Source organism: Paradevosia shaoguanensis, assembly GCF_016801025.1.
Taxonomy (GTDB): domain Bacteria; phylum Pseudomonadota; class Alphaproteobacteria; order Rhizobiales; family Devosiaceae; genus Paradevosia; species Paradevosia shaoguanensis.
Window position 1 is genome coordinate 1,730,497 of the sequence record NZ_CP068983.1, and the last position, 19,457, is coordinate 1,749,953.

General features: G+C 64.4%; 19 protein-coding genes. 10 read left to right on the plus strand and 9 right to left on the minus strand.

All coding sequences use genetic code 11. The features are described from left to right. Positions 1–37: 37 nt before the first annotated feature. Both truB and rbfA read right to left on the minus strand, forming a co-directional pair. Complete coding sequence (gene truB, locus JNE37_RS08085; RefSeq protein WP_203065897.1) at positions 38–943, minus strand: tRNA pseudouridine(55) synthase TruB; 906 nt, start codon at positions 941–943, stop codon at positions 38–40. A 5-nt stretch (positions 944–948) separates the two neighbouring features. Next, positions 949–1,362 carry a 30S ribosome-binding factor RbfA gene (gene rbfA / locus JNE37_RS08090; RefSeq protein ID WP_081899556.1) on the minus strand — a complete coding sequence of 138 codons (414 nt, stop codon included), beginning with the start codon at positions 1,360–1,362 and terminating at the stop codon, positions 949–951. A 99-nt stretch (positions 1,363–1,461) separates the two neighbouring features. Here rbfA and JNE37_RS08095 point away from each other — a divergent pair, with 99 nt between their 5' ends. The 4 genes from JNE37_RS08095 to JNE37_RS08110 all read left to right on the plus strand — a co-directional run bounded on the left by JNE37_RS08095 (position 1,462) and on the right by JNE37_RS08110 (position 3,606). Then, positions 1,462–1,776 (plus strand): ArsR/SmtB family transcription factor, encoded by a 315-nt coding sequence (locus JNE37_RS08095; RefSeq protein WP_035033745.1) that lies wholly within the window; start codon positions 1,462–1,464, stop codon positions 1,774–1,776. Continuing rightward, the gene (locus JNE37_RS08100) at positions 1,773–2,144 is read left to right on the plus strand and encodes an SRPBCC domain-containing protein (protein ID WP_203065898.1); all 372 of its coding nucleotides are present in this window, start codon (positions 1,773–1,775) and stop codon (positions 2,142–2,144) included. Before JNE37_RS08095 ends, JNE37_RS08100 begins: the two co-directional genes overlap by 4 nt. Before the next feature lie 47 nt (positions 2,145–2,191). Beyond that, positions 2,192–2,830, plus strand: a complete 639-nt coding sequence (locus tag JNE37_RS08105; protein ID WP_182398804.1) for an ATP-dependent Clp protease proteolytic subunit — start codon at positions 2,192–2,194, stop codon at positions 2,828–2,830. Between the two features lie 212 nt (positions 2,831–3,042). Further along, positions 3,043–3,606, plus strand: coding sequence for a L,D-transpeptidase (locus tag JNE37_RS08110; RefSeq protein ID WP_343073230.1), 564 nt, complete (start codon positions 3,043–3,045; stop codon positions 3,604–3,606). A gap of 137 nt (positions 3,607–3,743) precedes the next feature. On the opposite strand, the gene infB is transcribed toward JNE37_RS08110, so the two are convergent. From infB to rimP, 4 genes are read right to left on the minus strand one after another with little or no spacing between them, the layout of a single operon-like run. Then, positions 3,744–6,485 carry a translation initiation factor IF-2 gene (gene infB / locus JNE37_RS08115; protein WP_203065899.1) on the minus strand — a complete coding sequence of 914 codons (2,742 nt, stop codon included), beginning with the start codon at positions 6,483–6,485 and terminating at the stop codon, positions 3,744–3,746. Between the two features lie 56 nt (positions 6,486–6,541). After that, positions 6,542–7,162: an RNA-binding protein gene (locus JNE37_RS08120; RefSeq protein ID WP_035033754.1), complete on the minus strand. Its 621-nt coding sequence runs from the start codon at positions 7,160–7,162 to the stop codon at positions 6,542–6,544. A 23-nt stretch (positions 7,163–7,185) separates the two neighbouring features. After that, a complete protein-coding gene (nusA, locus tag JNE37_RS08125) occupies positions 7,186–8,796 on the minus strand; it encodes a transcription termination factor NusA (protein ID WP_035033757.1) in 1,611 nt (536 codons plus the stop codon). Positions 8,797–8,834: 38 nt separating this feature from the next. Beyond that, entirely contained in the window at positions 8,835–9,473 is a 639-nt protein-coding gene (gene rimP / locus JNE37_RS08130; protein ID WP_203065900.1) for a ribosome maturation factor RimP, read from the minus strand. A gap of 130 nt (positions 9,474–9,603) precedes the next feature. Between rimP and JNE37_RS08135 the strand changes: the two genes are divergently transcribed. Together JNE37_RS08135 and JNE37_RS08140 are read left to right on the plus strand one after the other, a co-directional pair. After that, complete coding sequence (locus JNE37_RS08135) at positions 9,604–10,299, plus strand: alpha/beta fold hydrolase (protein ID WP_203065901.1); 696 nt, start codon at positions 9,604–9,606, stop codon at positions 10,297–10,299. Between the two features lie 54 nt (positions 10,300–10,353). Further along, positions 10,354–11,343 (plus strand): potassium channel beta subunit family protein, encoded by a 990-nt coding sequence (locus JNE37_RS08140; protein WP_182398807.1) that lies wholly within the window; start codon positions 10,354–10,356, stop codon positions 11,341–11,343. 56 nt (positions 11,344–11,399) lie between these two features. Here the strand turns inward: JNE37_RS08140 and JNE37_RS08145 are convergent, their stop codons facing one another. From JNE37_RS08145 to JNE37_RS08155, 3 genes are all read right to left on the minus strand, one after another. Beyond that, the gene (locus JNE37_RS08145) at positions 11,400–11,894 is read right to left on the minus strand and encodes a hypothetical protein (protein WP_203065902.1); all 495 of its coding nucleotides are present in this window, start codon (positions 11,892–11,894) and stop codon (positions 11,400–11,402) included. A gap of 80 nt (positions 11,895–11,974) precedes the next feature. Continuing rightward, a complete protein-coding gene (locus tag JNE37_RS08150) occupies positions 11,975–12,559 on the minus strand; it encodes a TetR/AcrR family transcriptional regulator (protein ID WP_203065903.1) in 585 nt (194 codons plus the stop codon). 88 nt (positions 12,560–12,647) lie between these two features. After that, complete coding sequence (locus tag JNE37_RS08155) at positions 12,648–13,658, minus strand: aldose epimerase family protein (RefSeq protein WP_203065904.1); 1,011 nt, start codon at positions 13,656–13,658, stop codon at positions 12,648–12,650. Positions 13,659–13,807: 149 nt separating this feature from the next. Between JNE37_RS08155 and JNE37_RS08160 the strand changes: the two genes are divergently transcribed. The 4 genes from JNE37_RS08160 (at position 13,808) to JNE37_RS08175 (ending at position 19,434) form a co-directional block, all read left to right on the plus strand. Next, on the plus strand, positions 13,808–14,863 hold the full coding sequence (locus tag JNE37_RS08160; RefSeq protein ID WP_203065905.1) for a LacI family DNA-binding transcriptional regulator: 1,056 nt from the start codon (positions 13,808–13,810) through the stop codon (positions 14,861–14,863). A 122-nt stretch (positions 14,864–14,985) separates the two neighbouring features. After that, positions 14,986–16,446 (plus strand): xylulokinase, encoded by a 1,461-nt coding sequence (xylB, locus tag JNE37_RS08165; protein ID WP_203065906.1) that lies wholly within the window; start codon positions 14,986–14,988, stop codon positions 16,444–16,446. After that, complete coding sequence (gene xylA, locus JNE37_RS08170) at positions 16,443–17,750, plus strand: xylose isomerase (protein ID WP_203065907.1); 1,308 nt, start codon at positions 16,443–16,445, stop codon at positions 17,748–17,750. Before xylB ends, xylA begins: the two co-directional genes overlap by 4 nt. Before the next feature lie 58 nt (positions 17,751–17,808). Continuing rightward, positions 17,809–19,434 (plus strand): glycoside hydrolase family 43 protein, encoded by a 1,626-nt coding sequence (locus JNE37_RS08175; RefSeq protein WP_203065908.1) that lies wholly within the window; start codon positions 17,809–17,811, stop codon positions 19,432–19,434. Positions 19,435–19,457 lie beyond the last annotated feature (23 nt).

The following is a 19,457-nucleotide window of genomic DNA, read 5'->3' on the forward strand; positions in this document are numbered from 1 at the left end:
TCGCAACCTCATCTACCGGTGCAATTGAGTACGGACCTTAGAGGATTACCCTGCGCGGATGGAACTGGCCGGCTTCGACATAGCCGGTGGCAATTGCGGCGCCCTTGAAGCTGGCCCAGGCGTCTTCGAGCATGACCGGGGCGGTGGCGCCAGTAAGGAGCACGGGGTTGCCGTGGCGGATGGCGGCGGCCTGCTGGGGATCGAGGCGGATTTCGGGGACGCCGACAAGGCCTGCCGCGACCGGCTTGAGGAGCGCGTCACGCGCCGCGCCTTCGGCGGCGGCTTCGAGCTGAGCGATGGTGACAGCCACGGCGTCGGTGAAGGGGCCGACGGCAGCGCGATGGAGCTCGATGACGTGAGCGCGGGTCCCCAGCGCTTCGGCGATATCGCGGGCCAGGGAGCGGACATAGGTGCCCTTCTGGCATTCGACCTCGAAGCTCGAGCGATCCTCGGCATGGTCGAGGAGGCGCAGCGCCTCGATGGTGATTTCGCGAGCGGCGAGCGTTACGGTTTCTCCGGCGCGGGCGAGATCGTAGGCACGTTCGCCATCGACCTTGATGGCCGAATAGGCAGGCGGCACCTGCTGGATGGTGCCGGTGAAGCGCGGCAGGATGGCCTCGACGGCCCCGCGCGCTGAGCGGATATCGGAGGTGGCAACGACTTCGCCCTCGGCGTCATCGGTCGCGGTCGCTTCGCCCCATTTGACGGAGAAGCGGTAGATCTTGCGGCCATCCTGCACCTGCGGGACGGTCTTGGTGGCCTCGCCCAGGGCGATCGGCAGGATGCCGGTGGCCAGGGGATCGAGCGTGCCGGCATGGCCGCCCTTCCTGGCCGCGAAGAGCCAGCGGACCTTGCCCACGGCTTCCGTGGACGTCATGTCATAGGGCTTATTGAGGACGACCCAGCCGGAGACGTCCCGCTTGACCCGCTTTGTCTGGTTCATCGATGTCAGTCGCTGTCGGTGTCGTCTTCGTCGTCGTGCAGGTCGCGCTGCACGCGGTCCGAGCGCAGGATCGCATCGATCCGGCCGGCTTCCTCGAAGGTGTCGTCGACGAAGAAGCGGATATCGGGCGCGAATTTAAGATCGAGATCGGGCGCGATGCGGCCGCGGATGAAGCGGTGATGGCGATTGAGCGCGGCCACGATTTCGTCGGCCCGCTCGCCGCCCAACGGCATGACATAGGCATTGGCCAGCTTGAGGTCCGGCGTCATGCGCACTTCGGGCACGGTGATGACGGCACCCACGAGCGTCTCGTCCTCGATCTCGTCGCGGGCGAAAAGGCTGGCCAACGCATGACGAACGAGTTCGCCGACGCGCAGCATGCGTTGAGTGGGTCCGGTGGGTTTGTGTCCGCGGTTCATCGCGCTGAATTGGCCCCTCCCGGAGCCGCTGTCAACGTGTTTGTAGCACCGGCAAGGATTGGGCTTGCACGACTCATAAGTCAGTGCTTATCTATCGGCATGGACGAGAATGAGATTTTCCGTGCGCTGGCCGATCCGACGCGCCGCGCGGTGTTCGAGCGGCTGGCGGACGGCCCGGCGAATGCCACGCAGCTGCGCGAGGGGTTTTCCATCTCGCAGCCGGCCATGTCACAGCACCTGGCGGTGCTGCGGGGGGCCGGGCTCATCGAGGAGCAGCGCGAGGGGCGGCACGTGAATTACAGTGTGCGCGGAGAAGGACTAGTGCCCCTGGCCGACTGGCTGGGTCGCTACCGCGCCTTCTGGCCGGGCCGGATCGACAAACTCAAGGACCTTCTCAGGGAGATGGACCAATGACGGAAGCGGGCGAAGACGACGTGATGTTCGAAGGCGTGCTCGAAGCCGCGCCCGAAAAGGTCTGGCGGGCGCTGACCGTGCCCGAGCTCGTGGGCGCCTGGCTGCTGCCGGCACGCGAAGCGCAGACGGGGCTCGAGCTCGACGGGACGGAAGAGGGCCTGCCGCGGATCGACTGCGAGGTCATCGAGGCGGAGGCACCCAGCCTCCTGCGCTACCGTTGGCAGGCGGACGGAGAAGCGGAGAGCGTGGTGACGTTCGAGTTGACCCGCATCGCGGAAGGCACCTGGCTGCGGCTTACCCATGAGCCGGCCCCTGCCCGCGTGATGGCCGCCGCAAACAGCAACGGACCGGTGATGCTGGCCGCCTAGGCCAACCACCAATCCCCTCAACAGATCAACCACCAGGAGAATCGCCGATGCGCGACATGATGCAACTCGTCCCCATGGTCGTGGAGCAATCAAGCCGGGGCGAACGTTCGTTCGATATCTATTCCCGCCTGTTGCGGGAGCGGATCATTTTCGTCAACGGGCAGGTCGAAGACCAGATGGCGGCGCTCATCTGCGCGCAATTGCTGTTCCTGGAATCCGAAAGTCCGGCCAAGGAGATCGCGCTCTACATCAATTCGCCGGGAGGCGTGGTGTCGGCGGGGCTGGCAATCTACGACACGATGCAGTTCATCAAGAGCCCGGTGGCGACGCTGTGCATGGGCACGGCCTATTCGATGGGTTCGTTCCTCTTGATGGCGGGTGCCCCAGGACGGCGCGTTGCCTTGCCCAATGCCTCGATCCTCGTGCACCAACCTTCGGGCGGCTATCAGGGCCAGGTGACCGACGTGCTGCTTCATGCCGAGGAAAGCCGGCGCCTCAAGGAGCGGATCAACTGGGCCTATGTGCGCCATTGCGGGCGTACCTATGAGGAGGTGGAACGCACGCTGGATCGCGACCACTTCATGACGCCCGAGGACGCCAAGAGCTGGGGGCTGATCGACAATGTCTATACCAGCCGGGACGAACCGGGCGCGCCCTTGACCAGGGATCCGCCGGCTTTGCCCTGAGTCCCTTGGTTAGCGGCGGCTTAACGTTCTGCGGCCGAGTGTTACCGCGATGCACTCGACTTTTCCGGGGCAATACTTTCTATCTGCTCAGGATTCGCCCGCCACTCCGAATTGACGAGAGCCAGAACGTGATCAGCCGCCGACTTTTCCTTGCCGGGGTCTCCGCAATGACCCTGAGCGCCTGTACGACAACGCGGGGCCCTCGGCCCAATGTGATTCAGGTCGATGAACCCTGGGCCACCTATTACTCGGCCGTCGTGGGCGAGCCCTTCCCGGTGGATGGGGTCGACGTACGCCGCATCCCGCAGCAGTTCTGGCGCCAGGACGTGCCGTTCGACGGCGACTACGCCCCCGGCACGATCGTGGTGAACACGTCCGAGAAGTTCCTCTATCTCGTCCATCCGGGCGGTACGGCAACGCGCTACGGCGTGGGCGTGGGCCGCGAGGAAGGCCTCAATTTCCGCGGGACGGCGACGATTTCGCGCAAGGCCGCCTGGCCGCGTTGGACGCCGACCGCCAACATGATCCGCACGCAGCCCGACCGCTATGGCCCGGTGGCCGGCGGCATGGATGGCGGCCCGACCAATCCGCTCGGCGCGCGCGCCCTCTATCTCTACCGCAATGGCGTGGATACTCATTTCCGCCTGCACGGCACGGTGGAGCCGTGGTCGATCGGCACGAATGTATCCTCGGGCTGCATTCGCCTGGTCAACCAGGACATCATCGACCTCTACAACCGGGTGCCGGTTGGCACGAAGGTCGTCGTCGTCAGCTAAGAGCTGGTGGTCTTCAAAGTTTCAGGGCCGGCGTCCGATGGGCGCCGGTCTTTTTGTTTCGAGGCTTTATACGGTCCAAAAAGAAAAGAGCGCGGAGAAATTCCCCGCGCTCTTCGTAACTGGTTTGGCCGAAAACCTTAGAGCGTGCGCTGCACGGTCTCGACGCGGAAGCATTCGATGACGTCGCCGGCACGAATGTCTTCGTAGTTCTCGAAGGCCATGCCACATTCCTGGCCGACCTGCACTTCCTTGACTTCGTCCTTGAAGCGCTTGAGCGTCTTGAGCTTGCCTTCGTGGATAACGACGTTGTCGCGCAGCAGGCGCACGCCGGCACCACGTTCTACGATGCCCTCGGTGACACGGCAGCCGGCGACCTTGCCGACCTTGGTGATCTGGAAGACTTCGAGGATCTCGGCGTAGCCGATGAAGGTTTCGCGGCGTTCCGGCGCGAGCAGACCCGACATCGCCGACTTCACGTCATCCACGAGGTCGTAGATGATGTTGTAGTAGCGGATTTCGATGCCGTCGCGCGTAGCGAGATCGGCGGCCTGCTTGTTGGCACGGACGTTGAAGCCGATGATGATCGCACCCGAAGCCGAAGCCAGGGTCACGTCGGATTCGGTGATCCCACCCACGCCGCTCATCAGGATCTGCGCCGACACTTCGTCGGTCGAGAGCTTGTTGAGCGAAGCCACGATCGCTTCGACCGAGCCCTGCACGTCGCCCTTGATGACCAGCGGGAACTTGGCGATGCCAGAGGCCTTGAGCTGATTCATCATCTGCTCGAGGCTGGTGGCGCCGCCGCCGGCGGTCTTTTCTCGGATGGCGCGCTGACGGTATTCGGTGACCTCGCGGGCACGCGCTTCCGTCTCGACGACCGAGAAGCGGTCGCCTGCATTGGGCACGCCCGAGAAGCCGAGCACTTCGACCGGGGTCGAGGGCAGAGCGGACTTCACCTGCTCGCCCTTGTCGTTGATGAGCGCACGGACGCGAGCCCATTCGGTGCCGGCCACCACGATATCGCCCACATGGAGCGAACCGCGCTGGACGAGAACCGTGGCCACTGCACCGCGACCGCGATCGAGCTTGGCTTCGATGACCAGACCTTCGGCACGACCGTCGACATTAGCCTTGAGCTCGAGAACTTCGGCCTGCAGCAGGACGGTTTCGAGGAGCTTGTCGAGACCCTGATGGGTCTTGGCCGAGACTTCGACGTCGAGCACTTCGCCGCCCATCGATTCGACGAACACTTCGTGCTGAAGCAGTTCGGTGCGAACGCGGTTGGGATCGGCCTCGTGCTTGTCGATCTTGTTGATGGCCACGATGATCGGGACACCAGCCGCCTTGGCGTGCTTGATGGATTCGATCGTCTGCGGCATCACGCCGTCATCGGCCGCCACCACGAGGATGGCGATGTCGGTGGCCTGGGCGCCGCGGGCACGCATGGCGGTGAACGCCTCGTGGCCCGGGGTATCCAGGAACGTGATCTTCTGGCCGTTCTTCTCGACCTGATAGGCGCCGATATGCTGGGTGATGCCACCGGCTTCGCCTGAAACCACGTTGGCTTCGCGGATCGCATCGAGCAGCGAGGTCTTGCCGTGGTCGACGTGGCCCATGATGGTCACGACCGGCGGACGCGGCGTCAGATCCTCGGCCTTGTCGTCGGCCGGCAGATCGTAAAGACCCTCTTCCACGTCGGCATCGCTCACGCGCTTGACGGTGTGGCCGAGTTCGGTGGCGATCAGTTCGGCGGTGTCGGCATCCAGGATGTCGTTGATCTTGGCCATCTGGCCCTGCTGCATGAGCAGCTTGATCACGTCGACCGAGCGTTCGGCCATGCGATTGGCCAGTTCCTGGACGGTGATCGCCTCGGGAATGGTCACTTCACGGCTGAGCTTGGGCGCGGTCTGCAGGTTGCGGCCCATCTTCTTGTCGCGACGACGCTTCATGGCCGCCAGGGACGGACCACGATCGCGATCATTGTCGGTGAGCGCGGTCGAAACGGTCAGGCGACCGCGGGCATTGGCGGTCTCGCCGGCACGGCGCGTCGGCCGCTCGGGCGTGGCGCGGTTGGCGCGACGGGCGTTTTCGATCTCGTCGGGATTGACCAGAGCGCGCGGCTGCGCGGACGGAGCCGAACGGGTCTTGCGGCCATCGGCTTCGCTGGGCGGAGCCGGCGGAATGTTGGCGACCGGTGCCATGGCCGGCTTGGGCGCGGCACGACGCGGCTGCTCGGGACGACCCGGGCGACCGGTGGCGTAACGCACGGTGGCCGGACCCTGGCGCTGACCGGCAGGAGACGGACGCTCGCCCTGCGGACGGCGGCCTTCGCTGCGGCCTTCAGTGGGAGCCGGAGCTTCGGGAGCGGCCGGCGCGGGCGCGGCAGCAGCAGCTTCGGCAGCCTTGGCAGCTTCCTCGGCAGCGCGTGCACGCTCTTCTTCCTGGCGGGCGGCGTCTTCGCGGACCTGACGGCGACGCGCATCATCTTCGATGCGGCGCGCTTCCTCGGCGGCGAAACGCGCCTGTTCCTCGGCAGCACGGGCCGCCGCTTCCCTCAGGACGCGGTTGCGCGCTTCGGCTTCACTGGAGGTGAGGCCGGGAGCCGGGCGATTGCCCTGCGGGGCGCGCAGCGGCGGGCGATTGCCGCCCGGACGCTGGCCCGAAGGCGCGCCCTGCGGACGCGGCGAGCCCTGAGCGGGCGCGCCGGAGCCGGGCGTACCCGGGGCGCCGGGAGCGCCGAAGCGGCGGGTGCGCTTCTCGACGACCACAGTGCGCGAGGGCCGCGACATGCCAGGGCGCGATCCCGAAGAGGGACCACCCTTCAATGTCAGGGTCTTCTTACCGCCTGCGCCCGTATTGGTGTCGTCACTATCAGCCATGTACTCGCGTCTCTATCTCGTCTTGCAGCGAACCGGCCCCTTTGGCACGATCCGCTTCAGTTTCCGGCGACATAGCGGGCCAGTCGATGGGCCCGCGCAAGCGCCGATTGGGCTGCCGCCCCTTTCGTGAGCGCAGCATGTATCACATTTTCAAGGCCGAGTGCCAAACCCAATTGCTCGGAATCGAGCAACTCGAAATGGGGCACCTCCGGTACCTCGAAACCGGCCTCTCTGGCCTGCCTTTCACGGGCGCGCAACGCACCCAGAAGCTTGGCCCTACCGTCTTCGGCAGCATCGGTCGCGGTCAGCAGGGCAGCGATGTCGCCCTTGTCGATCGCACCGCGTACCTTGGCGGCTCCCGTCAGCAGCTGCCCGGCCTTGCGAGCCAGACCCAAAGCGCCAAGAAGGCGCTGTTCTAGCCTTGTTCTGGCCAGTTGGGCAAGGTCGTCCGGCACGATCACCTGAGCCTTGAGGCTTTTGGTGAAGGCCTTCTTGCGAACGGCCTCGGCAACTGCTGCCTGCGAGAGCGTGATCCAGACGCCACGCCCTTCGGCCTTGGCGTCCGTATCGGGTACGAGAACCTCGTCAGGCCCGACCACGAACCGGATAAGGTCCGCGATCGGCTTTTCTTCACGGGTCAGGGCACATTGCCTGACAGTCTCCTCGCGACGTGGCATCGTTCACGCCCCGAACCGACCGATCAGGCCTCTTCCCCGCCCTCGGCAACAATCTCGCCTTCCTCGCCGGCTTCGGGCGCGAGATCCGCTTCGCTGATCCAGCCGGCCTTGAGACGGGCCTGCATGATCATGTCTTCGGCTTCTTCGCGCGAGACCGGGAAGTCCTTGAAGGTGCCTTCGTAACGCTTCACTTCGCCATTGACCCGCTCGGTCCAGCCGATGAGGTCATCGGAAGCGCAACCGGCAAAATCCTCGACGGTCTTGATGCCGTCCTTGCCGAGGGCCACGAGCATGCCGGCGGTGAGGCCGGGGATCTCGTAAAGCTCGTCGGCAACGCCCAGCTTGATGCGTTCTTCATCGAACGCACGGTCGATGGCGGCGAGGTATTCGGCGGCGCGGTTCTGGATTTCGGCCGCAGTCTCTTCGTCGAAGCCTTCGATGGAGGCGATTTCGCTCACATCGATATAGGCCAGTTCCTCGACCGAGGAGAAGCCTTCGGAAGCCAATAGTTGGGCAACCATCTCATCGACATCAAGGGCATTCATGAACAATTCGGAGCGTTCGGTGAATTCCTTCTGGCGACGCTCGGACTCTTCCTGCTCGGTGAGGATGTCGATATCCCAGCCGATGAGCTGGCTGGCGAGACGCACGTTCTGGCCGCGGCGGCCGATGGCAAGCGAGAGCTGCTCGTCGGGGACCACGACTTCGATGCGCTCGGCCTGCTCGTCGAGAACGACCTTGGCGACATCGGCCGGCTGGAGCGCGGAGACCACAAGGTCGGCGATGTTCTCGGTCCAGGGAATGATGTCGATCTTTTCGCCCTGGAGTTCGGCGACGACGGCCTGGACGCGGCTACCACGCATACCGACGCAGGCGCCGACCGGATCGATCGAGGAATCCGAAGAGGTCACGGCGATCTTGGCGCGGCTGCCCGGATCGCGAGCGATCGAGCGGATGGTGATGATCCCGTCATAGATTTCCGGCACTTCCTGCATGAAGAGCTTGGCCATGAACTGGGGATGGGTGCGCGAGAGGAAAATCTGCGGCCCGCGCTGCTCGCGGCGGACGTCGTAGACATAGGCGCGCACGCGGTCGCCATAGCGGAACTGTTCGCGGGGGATCAGCTCGTCGCGGCGGATGATGGCTTCGCCACGACCCAGGTCGACGATGACGTTGCCGTATTCGACGCGCTTGACGGTGCCATTGACGATTTCGCCGATGCGGCCGGAATATTCGTCGTACATGCGCTCGCGCTCAGCGTCGCGCACCTTCTGGACGATGACCTGCTTGGCCGACTGGGCGGCGATGCGGCCGAATTCGATCGGCGGCAGCGGTTCGGTCAGGAAGTCGCCGATCTTGGCATCCGGGGACTTGGTCTTGGCGTGCTTGAGGTCGACCTGGCGGCCGGGTTCCTCGACATTCTCGACGATCTCGAGCAGGCGCCACAGACGCAGCTCGCCCGAGCGCGGGTTGATCTCGGCCTTGATCTCGGTCTCGGCGCCATAGCGCGCCTTGGCGGCCTTTTCGATGGCGTCCTGCATGGCTTCGATGACGACCATGCGGTCGATCGACTTTTCGCGGGCGACGGCATCTGCGATCTGCAGCAGCTCGAGGCGGTTCGCGCTAACGGCCATTTGTGTTTGCTCCTCTTGGGAATCCGCAGCGGGCTGCGTCAGTTCGAAGTGGTGTCGTTGTCCGCCGTATCGGGCTGGTCTTCCGGATCGAACTCGACGGTTTCGATTTCCTCGTCGTCGTCGATCGGAGCCTCTTCCTGGTCGATGCGGGCCATGTCCATGAGCTTGTCGGTCATGATCAGCTTGGCTTCCGCAAGGGCCGCGAGCGGCAGGCGGTGATTGGGGTCGGTCCCGGCCGGAGCATCGGGAAGGGTAATGGTGAAGCTGTCGTCATCGGCGCCGGCGATGAAGCCGCGATAACGCTTGCGGTCGCCTTCGACAGGATCGGTCAGCTCGATACGGGCTTCGTGGCCGACATAGGTCTGGAAATCGCGGGCGCGCACCAGCGGACGATCAATGCCCGGCGAGGAAACTTCGAGGTGATATTCGCGGTCGATCGGGTCCTCGACGTCGAGAATCGGATTGAGGTCCTTGGAGAGCGCTTCACAATCCTGGATGGTGAAGCGGCCGTTCTCATCCTCCGCCATGATCTGGAGCGTGCAGCCGTTTTCCTGCGTGACTTTCACACGCACCAGCGAAAAGCCAAGGTCGTTGGCGACAGGCTCGACGATCGCGGCAATACGCGCTTCCAGGCCCGTTTCCTTGATGTAGCGTTTTTCGTTGAGATCGAAAGCCATAGGGTCTTTCAGGTAATAAAAAAGAGCGGGGCCGGTTGGCACCCACTCTCTTAAGAGAGCCATTGATGTTATGGGCTATATAACCCCGCGCGCCGCAAAGCGCAAGGGAACCAGCCTACGGAGCCCCGCCATGGATGATATGCCGACAGTCCTCATTCCCGGGCTCAATGTCACCGCGCGCGTCTATGCCGAACAGATCCCTGCCCTCTGGCAGTTCGGGCCGGTTACGGTTGCCAATCACCGGCGCGGCAGCACGGTGAAGCAGATCGCCGGCCATATCCTCAAGGATGCACCGCCGCGCTTCGCGCTGGGCGGGTTTTCGATGGGCGGCTATATCGCTCTCGAAATCATGCGGCAGGCGCCCGAGCGGATATTGCGGCTGGCGCTGATCGATACCTCGGCGCGGCCCGATGCCCCCGAGCAGACGGAGCGGCGACGGCAGCTGATGGATATCGCCAGGGGCGGCGGGTTCGCGCGCATTGCGGACGTTCAGTTCCCCAATAGCGTCCATCCCGACCACACGGGCGATGAAACGCTCAAGGCCATCAACCGCGCCATGGCGCTCGCGAATGGCATGGACGCCTATCTCGACCAGCAGAACGCCATCATCAACCGGCCCGATTCGCGTCCGGACCTGGCGGCCATCGACTGCCCGACGCTGATCGTGGTCGGCGATGGCGACCAGATCACCCCACCGCCGCTGGCGCACGAAATGGCCGACCTCATCGCGGGCTCGCGGGTCGTCGTGGTGCCCAAGGCGGGGCATATGGCGCTGATCGAGCAGCCGCAGGCAGTGACCGACGCGCTGGTCGGCTGGCTCTCCTGATTCACACCCCGCATCCCGCGGGATTTCTTTCAACTTCTGAGGATTGGACCAATCATGGAATATCGTCGTCTGGGCAAATCGGGCCTCAAGGTCAGCGAGTTTTCGTTCGGCTCGTGGGTGACCTTCGGCAAGCAGGTCGATGGCGGGGACGCCAAGACGCTGATGCAGGCGGCATACGATGCCGGCATCAACTTCTTCGACAACGCGGAAGGCTACGAGCAGGGCAATTCGGAAGCGCTGATGGGCGCGGCGCTCAAGGAGCTCGGCTGGGACCGCGACAGCTACATCGTTTCCTCGAAAGTCTTCTGGGGCGGCAGCAAGCCGACGCAGAAGGGGCTGTCGCGCAAGCACGTGACGGATGCCTGCAACGCCGCGCTCAAGCGACTCCAGGTCGACTATCTCGACCTCTATTTCTGCCACCGCCCGGACGTGGATACGCCGATCGAGGAAACGGTGCGGGCCATGGACGCACTCATCACCCAGGGCAAGATTCTCTACTGGGGCACCTCCGAGTGGAATGCGCAGCAGCTGACCGAGGCCTATGGCGTGGCGCGGGCCTATGGGCTGACGCCGCCGACGATGGAACAGCCGCAATACAATATTCTCGAGCGCCGCAAGGTCGAGGGCGACTTCCTGCCGCTCTACGAGCTTTTCGGGCTGGGGACGACGATCTGGTCGCCGCTGGCCTCGGGGATTCTCACGGGCAAGTACCTGGAAGGTATTCCCAATGACAGCCGGCTCAACCTGCCGGGCTACGAATGGCTCAAGGAACGCTGGTCGACCCCCGATGGACGTGAGAAGCAGGCGCAGGTGCGTGAGCTGGCGGACCTTGCAAAGGAGCTCGGCATTTCGCTGACGCACCTGTCGCTGCTCTGGTGCCTGGCCAATCCGCACGTCTCGACGGTGATCCTGGGCGCATCGCGCTTGTCGCAGCTCGAGGACAACCTGGCGGCGCTGGCGCACAAGGACAAGGTGACGCCCGAGGTAATGGCCCGGATCGACGAGATCGTGGGCAACAAGCCGGCCGGCCCGCAGCGGTTCTAGGCCTTGATCGGATCAGTTCGGGGGAGCGCAAACTGCGCTCCCCCGAATATCTGGTGCTACGCGGCTGCGGTTTCCGACGCGCCTTGCCGACGCAAATTCATGATCTGCGCCGTTAGCCCCGCTATCAGGATCACCAGCAGGGTGCCCTGTGCCCCGAGCAGAATGGGCGAGCCCGGGCCGGCTGCCAGCGGATGGCCATCAGGCACGCGGGTCAGCGTCTCGGTGATCGTCGGCACCATCAGCAGAAAGGCGCTGAGGCTGAGGAGGATCGTTTCGAGATAGGCTCCGGCCCGCCCGAGACGTGGAAGGCGGCGAACACCATAGCCGGCCAGCACCAGCAGCAGCGTCAGACCGCCGATGACATAGCTCACCGGTACCCGCGCCACGAGGAACGCCGTCACCGAGCCGATCACCATGGCGACAAGATAGCCGATGCCCGGCACCGACCGCGGCACGATGCGTCCGTAGCGCGCAAACATATAGATGGCCAGCGGGATGGCCGGCAGGCTGCCGAGTGTATGCACCCAGCCAAGTGGCGTAATTCCAAACATCTTTTTCGACTCTCTTCCGACTAGTAGGTAGGATATTTGGGCAAATGGCTGGAAAGCCGATTTTGCCGTTGCTTTGAGGATCAGGCTGCTGCTGGTTTGAGACGCTGGAGCAGTTGGGCCGTTACCGTGCCGAAGACCTCAGGGTTACCGAAGGCGCGCGCCGACAGCATGGCGCCGTGCACGGTCGCCAGGAACATTTCGGCCTCTTCCCGAGGAGTGCTCGCCAGGGTCAACCGGCCCTGCCGCGCACCCAGGTCGAGGACCGAAGCCAGCCATTCCGAAAGGAAGCGGAAATGCGCCCGCACCTCGAAGCTCACGTCTTCGGGCAGAACGGGGAGCTGGCTGGCCAGCAATGCACAGACGCAGAATGGCGCGCTGGCATCGGCGATACAGGCCTCCCAATAGCCGAGATAGGACCGGAGTTGTTCGAGCGGATCGGGCTGTGCCTGCAGTGCCACCAGCCCCGCCGCCGATTCTTCGCGATAGCGTGCCACCAGCGTGCGGACCAGATCGACCTTGCTTGGGAAATGGTGGTGGATGCTGGCCTTGCGGATACCGACGACCTCGGCGATGTCGGCATAGCTGAAGCCGTTATAGCCCCCGGCGACGATCAGCGAACGCGCGCAGGCCAGGATGTCGTCGGAGGTAGTGGACTGATTGCTCATAACGCTATCTACCTTCTGGTAGGTAGCTTGTCAATTTGCGATCGAGGGGGCCTTTTTGGTCCACACCGGCGAACACCAGCTCGGCGCGTCAGGCGATCTCGAACTCGCACCAATGTGCGTAGGGGCGGTCGGGCGAGTAGAGGATATTGGGGAAGTACGGATGGTGCATCGCATCCGGGAACGCCTGATCCTCGAGACAGAATCCGGAGAAATTCTTGTAGGTGCGCCCGTTGAGGCCCGGCACCGGCATGTCGGTATAGACGCCGTTGTAGAATTGCACGCCGGGGCGATCCGTCCAGAGCTTCAGGGTCAGTGCATCATCATCGCCGGTGACGGTGGCGATCGGCTGGTTGAAGTCGCGGCCGAAATCGAGGACGAGGTTACCGTCGAAGGCGATGGGCTGGCCGGAGGCGTCGCGGAGGAATTTTGACGTACGGAAATCCCATTTGGTGCCGTCGACCGGGCGGATAACGCCGGTGGGGAGGAGATCCTCGCCATTTTCGGTATAGGCGCTAGCCGCCATCTGGAAGCGGTGGTCGAGAATCGTCTGGGCGCCGGAGAGATTGAAATACTGATGCTGGACGAGGCTGATCGGGGTCTTGCGGTCGGTCGTCGCCGCGAAATCGAGGCGCAGGCGATTGCCCTTGAGCGTATAGGTTGCCGCGAAATTGACGTTGCCCGGATAGCCAGCCGCGCCATCGGGCGAGAAGAAAGTGAAGCGGACGCTGTTGGCCGCATTGTCGGCCTCGCCCTGCCAGACCTGGCGGCCGAGCCCTTCGGGGCCGCCATGGAGGCTGGCGCCGCCTTCGTTGGCGGGCACGTGACAGGTCTTGCCGTCGATCTCGAAACTGGCCCCGGCAATACGGTTGGCGACGCGACCGGCGACGGCGCCGAAATGCGGGCTATGGGCCGGATAGGCAGCGAAATCGTCAAAGCCGAGGACAACCGAGCGCGGCTTGCCGGCGACGGGTACGCGCCAATCGCGCACGGCGACGCCGTAACCGATGATATCCACTTCGACGCCGGTTTCGCTGGTGAGCCGGAACTGGTCGACGCGCTTGCCCTGGTGCTCGCCGAACGTGGAAACCGCAATGGTCATATGGATATCTCCCCTATCGGCCAGCAGGGATACAGGGCTTTGCCGCGCGCGAAAAGTGCGGACGAGAGGGAAACTTTTCGGGAAACACGCGGCAGTTGACGGGCGTGCCTCATGGGTTAAGTGTCGCCGGACAGGGAGAGGGGGACGGCGTGAACGACGGCGAGGGACGCAGGCGGGCAACCGTTCATGACGTGGCGCGGCAGGCGGGCGTGTCGCTGGCGACGGTCGACCGCGTGCTCAACGGGCGGCCGGGCGTAAGGCCCGAGACGATCCGCAAGGTCGAGGACGCCATCCAGGTGCTCGACTTCAGCCGCGATCTATCAGCCTCGCTCCTGGCGCGGGCCAGAGACCTCAATATCCGCTTTCTCATTCCCTCGGGCAGCAACGAATTCATGGCGCGGCTCGAAGAGGCCATCGGCCGACAGGCTCGGCAGGCCGCGGCGGAGCGGGTCGGGATTACCTCGACGCCGATCCGGGCGCTCGATTCCCGAGATCTCGTGGCCAAGCTCGATGCGCTTGAGGCGCAGAGCTGCGATTGCGTGGTGATCGTGGCCACGGAAGACGCCGCCGTGCAGCAGGCGGTGGAGCAGGCGACGCGGCGCGGCATCACGGTGATGACGCTGGTGTCGGACCTGCCCGGTTCGGTACGGCGGGCCTTTATCGGCATCGACAATATCGCGGCGGGGCGCACGGCGGCATCGCTGCTGGGGCGGTTCCTGCCGCAGGGCGGCAAGGTCGGCGTGGTGGCCGGCTCGCTTGGGTTGCGCGACCACAGGGAGCGGCTCGAAGGGTTCGTGGCCGTGTTGAGAACCGAGTTTCCCGGGCTCGTGGCCGTCGGACCGGTGGAAGGGCACGACGAGGCGAGCGAGACGGGGGAAGTTGTGCAGCAATTGTTGTCGGCGCATCCCGATCTGGCGGGACTCTACAACCTTGGGGCCGGCAATATCGGGCTTATCAGGGCGCTTGAGGGTGCCGGACGAGCGGGTTCGCTGCGCGTCATCGCGCATGAGTTGACGCCTTCGACCAGCATAGGGCTGGCGAGCGGCGCCATCGACGTGGTGCTGGACCAGGACCCGGAGGGCGAGATCCGCGCGGCCATCGCGGCGGCGCGACAGCATGCTTCGGGCGCGTTGCGGGTCGAGGACGGCGCGCGGCTGGCGGCACCAATTGCAATCGGGATTTTCCTGCGCGACAATCTGCGCTAAGAGGGCGGCAAGGCAGCTTTCGTCTTCGCTTCGGGAGCGCCGTTTTCCGTTCATCAGATTGGTCCGACAAGAGGCCGGGAGGGGATGATGACGTGTTCTACCAGTTTTGAGGTACGTGCCTCATGACTTACCTCGGTATCGATATCGGCACGTCCGGGGTCAAGGCGATCCTGATGGACGAGAAGGGCAAACTGCTCGGCGAGGCCTCGGCGCCACTCGAGGTGTCACGGCCCAAACCCGGCTGGTCCGAGCAGAAGGCGGAGGATTGGTGGACGGCGCTGCTGGTGGCGGTCGACAAGCTTGCCGCCGAGCACAAATCGGAGATGTCGGCGCTGCGCGGACTCGGGCTTTCCGGCCAGATGCATGGCGCCACACTGCTCGACAAGGACGACAGGGTGCTGCGTCCGGCCATTCTCTGGAATGACGGGCGTTCCTTTGCCGAATGCGCCGAGATGGAAGCTGCGGAGCCGCGGCTGCGCGAGATCGCGGGCAATATCGCCATGCCCGGCTTCACGGCGCCAAAGCTGCTTTGGGTGCGCAAGCACGAGCCGGAGATCTTTGCCCGCACCGCCAAGGTGTTGCTGCCCAAGGATTATGTACGGTTCCTGCTGACGGGCGCGTTCGTCTCGGAAATGTCGGACGCCTCGGGCACACTCTGGCTCGATGTCGGCAAGCGCGACTGGTCCGACGCCCTGCTCAAGGCCACGGGTCTCGATCGCTCGCACATGCCTAGCCTTGTCGAGGGGAGCGCACCATCGGGCGATCTCAAGGCCGAACTCATCAAACGCTGGGGCATTGCCGGCCCCGTAGTGGTGGCGGGCGGTGGTGGCGATAACGCCGCCTCGGCCTGCGGCATCGGCGCCATCCGGCCGGGCGAAGGTTTCGTATCGCTAGGCACTTCGGGCGTGCTCTTCGTTTCCAATGACCGCTTCCGGCCCAATACGGCAGGCGCCGTGCACGCCTTCTGCCACGCCATCCCCGATACCTGGCACCAGATGGGAGTGATCCTCTCGGCCACGGACAGCCTCAACTGGCTTTCCAGGGTCACCGGGCAGGATGCCGCCAAGCTCGCGAGCGAGGCAGAGGCGCAGTTCGCCGGGCCGGGCGAAGAGATCTTCCTGCCCTATCTCTCGGGCGAGCGGACGCCGCATAACAATGCCAATGCGCGCGGCTCCTTCGTCGGGCTGTCGCATCTTTCCGATCCGGCGCGGCTGGCGCAGGCGGTGATGGAGGGCGTCACCTTCGCCTTCCGCGACTGCCAGCGGGTGCTGGGCGACGCCGGAACGCAGATCGATCATCTCCTGGCCGTGGGCGGGGGATCGAAATCGAACCTGTGGCTCAGGATGCTGGCGACCAATCTCAACATGCCGATCGCCCTGCCCCATGACGGCGACTACGGCGGCGCGTTCGGCGCGGCGCGGCTGGGGCTGTGCGCGGCCGAAGGCGCTGATCCGGCGACGGTCATGACCCGCCCGGCGATCAAATCCGTCGTCGAGCCCGATGCGGCGCTCGCCGATGCCTATGCCAAGCAATATGCGCGCTACCGCGCCCTTTACGAACCTATCGAGGAGGCACGTTCGTGACCGATTTTTTCAAGGGCATCAGCCCGGTCAAGTTTGAGGGGAAGCAGAGCTCCAACCCGCTCGCCTATCGCTTCTACAACAAGGACGAGCTGGTGATGGGCAAGCGGATGGAAGACCATATCCGCCCCGCCGTCGCCTATTGGCACACCTTTGCCTGGGAAGGCGGCGATCCCTTTGGCGGCCGCACCTTCGACCGGGCCTGGTTCGGCGATTCCATGGATCACGCCCGTCTCAAGGCCGACGTCGCCTTCGAGCTCTTTGATCTCCTCGACATCCCCTTCTTCTGCTTCCACGACCGCGACATCGCCCCGGAAGGCGCGTCACTCGCCGAGAGCAACAGGAACGTCCGTACCATCGCCGAGATTTTTGCGCGCAAGATGGAAAAGAGCCGGACGCGCCTGCTCTGGGGCACGGCCAACCTTTTCTCCAACCGCCGCTATATGTCGGGCGCCGCCACCAACCCGGACCCGGATGTCTTCGCCTATGCCGCCGCACAGGTGAAGAACGTGCTCGAGATCACCAAGGAACTGGGCGGCTCCAACTACGTGCTCTGGGGCGGCCGCGAGGGCTACGAGACGCTGCTCAACACGAAGATCGGCCAGGAAATGGACCAGATGGCGCGGTTCATCGACCTCGTCATCAACCACGCCAAAAAGATCGGCTTCGACGGCCAGATCCTTATCGAACCCAAGCCGCAGGAGCCGTCCAAGCACCAGTACGATTTCGACGTCGCCACGGTCTATGGGTTCTTGAAGAAGTACGGCTTCGAGAACGAGGTGAAGTGCAATATCGAGGTCGGCCACGCGTTCCTGGCCAACCATTCCTTCGAGCACGAACTGGCCGTGGCCAGCTCGCTTGGCATCCTGGGCTCGGTCGACGCCAATCGTAACGACCTGCAATCGGGCTGGGATACCGACCAGTTCCCGAACTCGGTGCCAGAGACGACGCTGGCCTTCTACCAGATCCTGAAGAACGGAGGCCTCGGCAAGGGCGGCTTCAATTTCGACGCCAAGGTGCGCCGCCAGTCGCTCGACCCGGCCGACCTGCTGCACGGCCATGTCGGCGGGCTCGACGTTCTCGCCCGCTCACTCAAGGCCGCCGCTGCCATCATCGAGGACGGCACTTACGACAAGGCGGTCGATGCCCGCTATGCCGGCTGGCAGACGCCCGAGGGCCAGGCCATCCTCAAGGGCCAGCGCTCGCTCGATGACCTGGCCGCCCGGGTCGAGAAGGAAAACCTCGATCCCCAGCCGCGCTCGGGCCAGCAGGAATACCTCGAAAACCTCATCAACCGCTTCGTCTGACCCTGAAAAACCCTCCCGCCGCGTTCCGCGCGGGAGGGTTTGCCTTCGGAAACGGCTCATGCCCAAGCTCACAAACCCCATCCTGCCCGGCTTCAACCCGGACCCGTCCATCCTGCGCGTCGGCGAGGACTATTACATCGCCACCTCGACCTTCGAATGGTATCCGGGCGTGCAGATTCACCATTCGCGCGATCTGGCCAATTGGGAGCTGGTGACGCGCCCGCTCACGCGCAAAAGCCAGCTCGATATGCGCGGCGATCCCGATAGCTGCGGCATCTGGGCCCCCTGCCTTTCCTATGCGGATGGGCTCTTCTGGCTGATCTATACCGACGTCAAGCGCAAGGACGGCTCGTTCAAGGACGCGCACAATTACCTCGTCACCGCGCCCTCGATCGAAGGGCCGTGGTCGGACCCGATCTACATGAATTCCTCGGGCTTCGATCCTTCGCTCTTCCACGACGACGACGGCAGGAAGTGGTTCGTCAACATGCTGTGGGACCACCGCGTGCGCCCGCTGCTCTTTGCCGGCATTGCGCTGCAGGAATACGACCACAAGGCGCAAAAGCTCGTGGGGCCGGTCAAGAACATCTACAAGGGCACGGACTTGAAGCTTGTCGAGGGCCCGCACCTCTATAAGCGCAACGGCAAGGACGGACGGCCCTGGTATTACCTGATGACCGCCGAAGGCGGCACCGGCTACGACCATGCGATAACCTTTGCGCGCTCGCGCTCGATCGACGGCCCCTACGAGACGCACCCGGAAAAATACGTCGTCACCGCCAAGGACAGCCCCCTCAACAAGCTGCAGCGCGCCGGGCATGGCGACTGGGTCGAGACGCCCGATGGCAAGACCTATATCGTTCATCTCACCGGCAGGCCGACCACCCAGAAGCGCCGCTGCGTCCTGGGCCGCGAGACGGCGATCCAGGAAGCCGAATGGCGGGACGACGACTGGCTCTGGCTCAAGCACGGCACCAACGTGCCGGCGCTCGAAGTCGAAGTGCCGGGGACACGTGACGAAGCGAAATACTGGGCCGAGCACCGCTATACGTTCGAGGGCACGCTCGACAAGGATTTCCAGTGGCTGCGCACCCCCGAGACCGAGCGCATCTTCCGGCTTGAAGACGGCAAGCTGCGCCTTTTCGGGCGCGAGTCCATCGGCTCGTGGTTCGAACAGGCGCTCGTTGCCCGTCGTCAGACGCACTTTTCCTACGACGCGGAGACGATGGTCGACTTCGCGGCGACCGACGAGCGCACCATGGCGGGGCTCGTGGCCTATTACGGGCGCTACAACTTCTTCTATCTGGCAGTGACGGCGCATTCGGATGGGCAGCGCGAATTGCTGATCATGTCTTCGGAGGCCAGCTTTCCGGATGGGAAGCTGAAGTTCCCGGGGGCGCCGGTCGAGATACCGAACGAGGGGAAGGTGAGGCTGGCGCTGACCATTCGCGGAGCGGCGCTGCAGTTTTTCTATGCGCTGGAGGGCCAGGAATTACAGCCTATCGGGCCGGTGCTCGACGCCTCGATCCTCTCGGACGAATGCGGCGGGCATGCCGAGCATGGCAGCTTCACCGGTGCCTTTGTCGGCATGGCGGCCCACGACCTCAACGGCACCGCCAGCCCGGCCGATTTCGATTATTTCCTCTATCGGCCGCAGCACGACCCCAGCGACCGCTACGATTGACAGCGCCGCCGGCGGCAGCACTC

Excerpts from the sequence above, each read along its gene's own strand:
- truB (WP_203065897.1), bottom strand. The coding sequence starts at position 943 with ATGAACCAGACAAAGCGGGTCAAGCGGGACGTCTCCGGCTGGGTCGTC.
- rbfA (WP_081899556.1), bottom strand. The coding sequence starts at position 1,362 with ATGAACCGCGGACACAAACCCACCGGACCCACTCAACGCATGCTGCGC.
- JNE37_RS08095 (WP_035033745.1), top strand. The coding sequence starts at position 1,462 with ATGGACGAGAATGAGATTTTCCGTGCGCTGGCCGATCCGACGCGCCGC.
- JNE37_RS08100 (WP_203065898.1), top strand. The coding sequence starts at position 1,773 with ATGACGGAAGCGGGCGAAGACGACGTGATGTTCGAAGGCGTGCTCGAA.
- JNE37_RS08105 (WP_182398804.1), top strand. The coding sequence starts at position 2,192 with ATGCGCGACATGATGCAACTCGTCCCCATGGTCGTGGAGCAATCAAGC.
- infB (WP_203065899.1), bottom strand. The coding sequence starts at position 6,485 with ATGGCTGATAGTGACGACACCAATACGGGCGCAGGCGGTAAGAAGACC.
- JNE37_RS08120 (WP_035033754.1), bottom strand. The coding sequence starts at position 7,162 with ATGCCACGTCGCGAGGAGACTGTCAGGCAATGTGCCCTGACCCGTGAA.
- nusA (WP_035033757.1), bottom strand. The coding sequence starts at position 8,796 with ATGGCCGTTAGCGCGAACCGCCTCGAGCTGCTGCAGATCGCAGATGCC.
- rimP (WP_203065900.1), bottom strand. The coding sequence starts at position 9,473 with ATGGCTTTCGATCTCAACGAAAAACGCTACATCAAGGAAACGGGCCTG.
- JNE37_RS08135 (WP_203065901.1), top strand. The coding sequence starts at position 9,604 with ATGGATGATATGCCGACAGTCCTCATTCCCGGGCTCAATGTCACCGCG.
- JNE37_RS08140 (WP_182398807.1), top strand. The coding sequence starts at position 10,354 with ATGGAATATCGTCGTCTGGGCAAATCGGGCCTCAAGGTCAGCGAGTTT.
- JNE37_RS08145 (WP_203065902.1), bottom strand. The coding sequence starts at position 11,894 with ATGTTTGGAATTACGCCACTTGGCTGGGTGCATACACTCGGCAGCCTG.
- JNE37_RS08150 (WP_203065903.1), bottom strand. The coding sequence starts at position 12,559 with ATGAGCAATCAGTCCACTACCTCCGACGACATCCTGGCCTGCGCGCGT.
- JNE37_RS08155 (WP_203065904.1), bottom strand. The coding sequence starts at position 13,658 with ATGACCATTGCGGTTTCCACGTTCGGCGAGCACCAGGGCAAGCGCGTC.
- xylB (WP_203065906.1), top strand. The coding sequence starts at position 14,986 with ATGACTTACCTCGGTATCGATATCGGCACGTCCGGGGTCAAGGCGATC.
- JNE37_RS08175 (WP_203065908.1), top strand. The coding sequence starts at position 17,809 with ATGCCCAAGCTCACAAACCCCATCCTGCCCGGCTTCAACCCGGACCCG.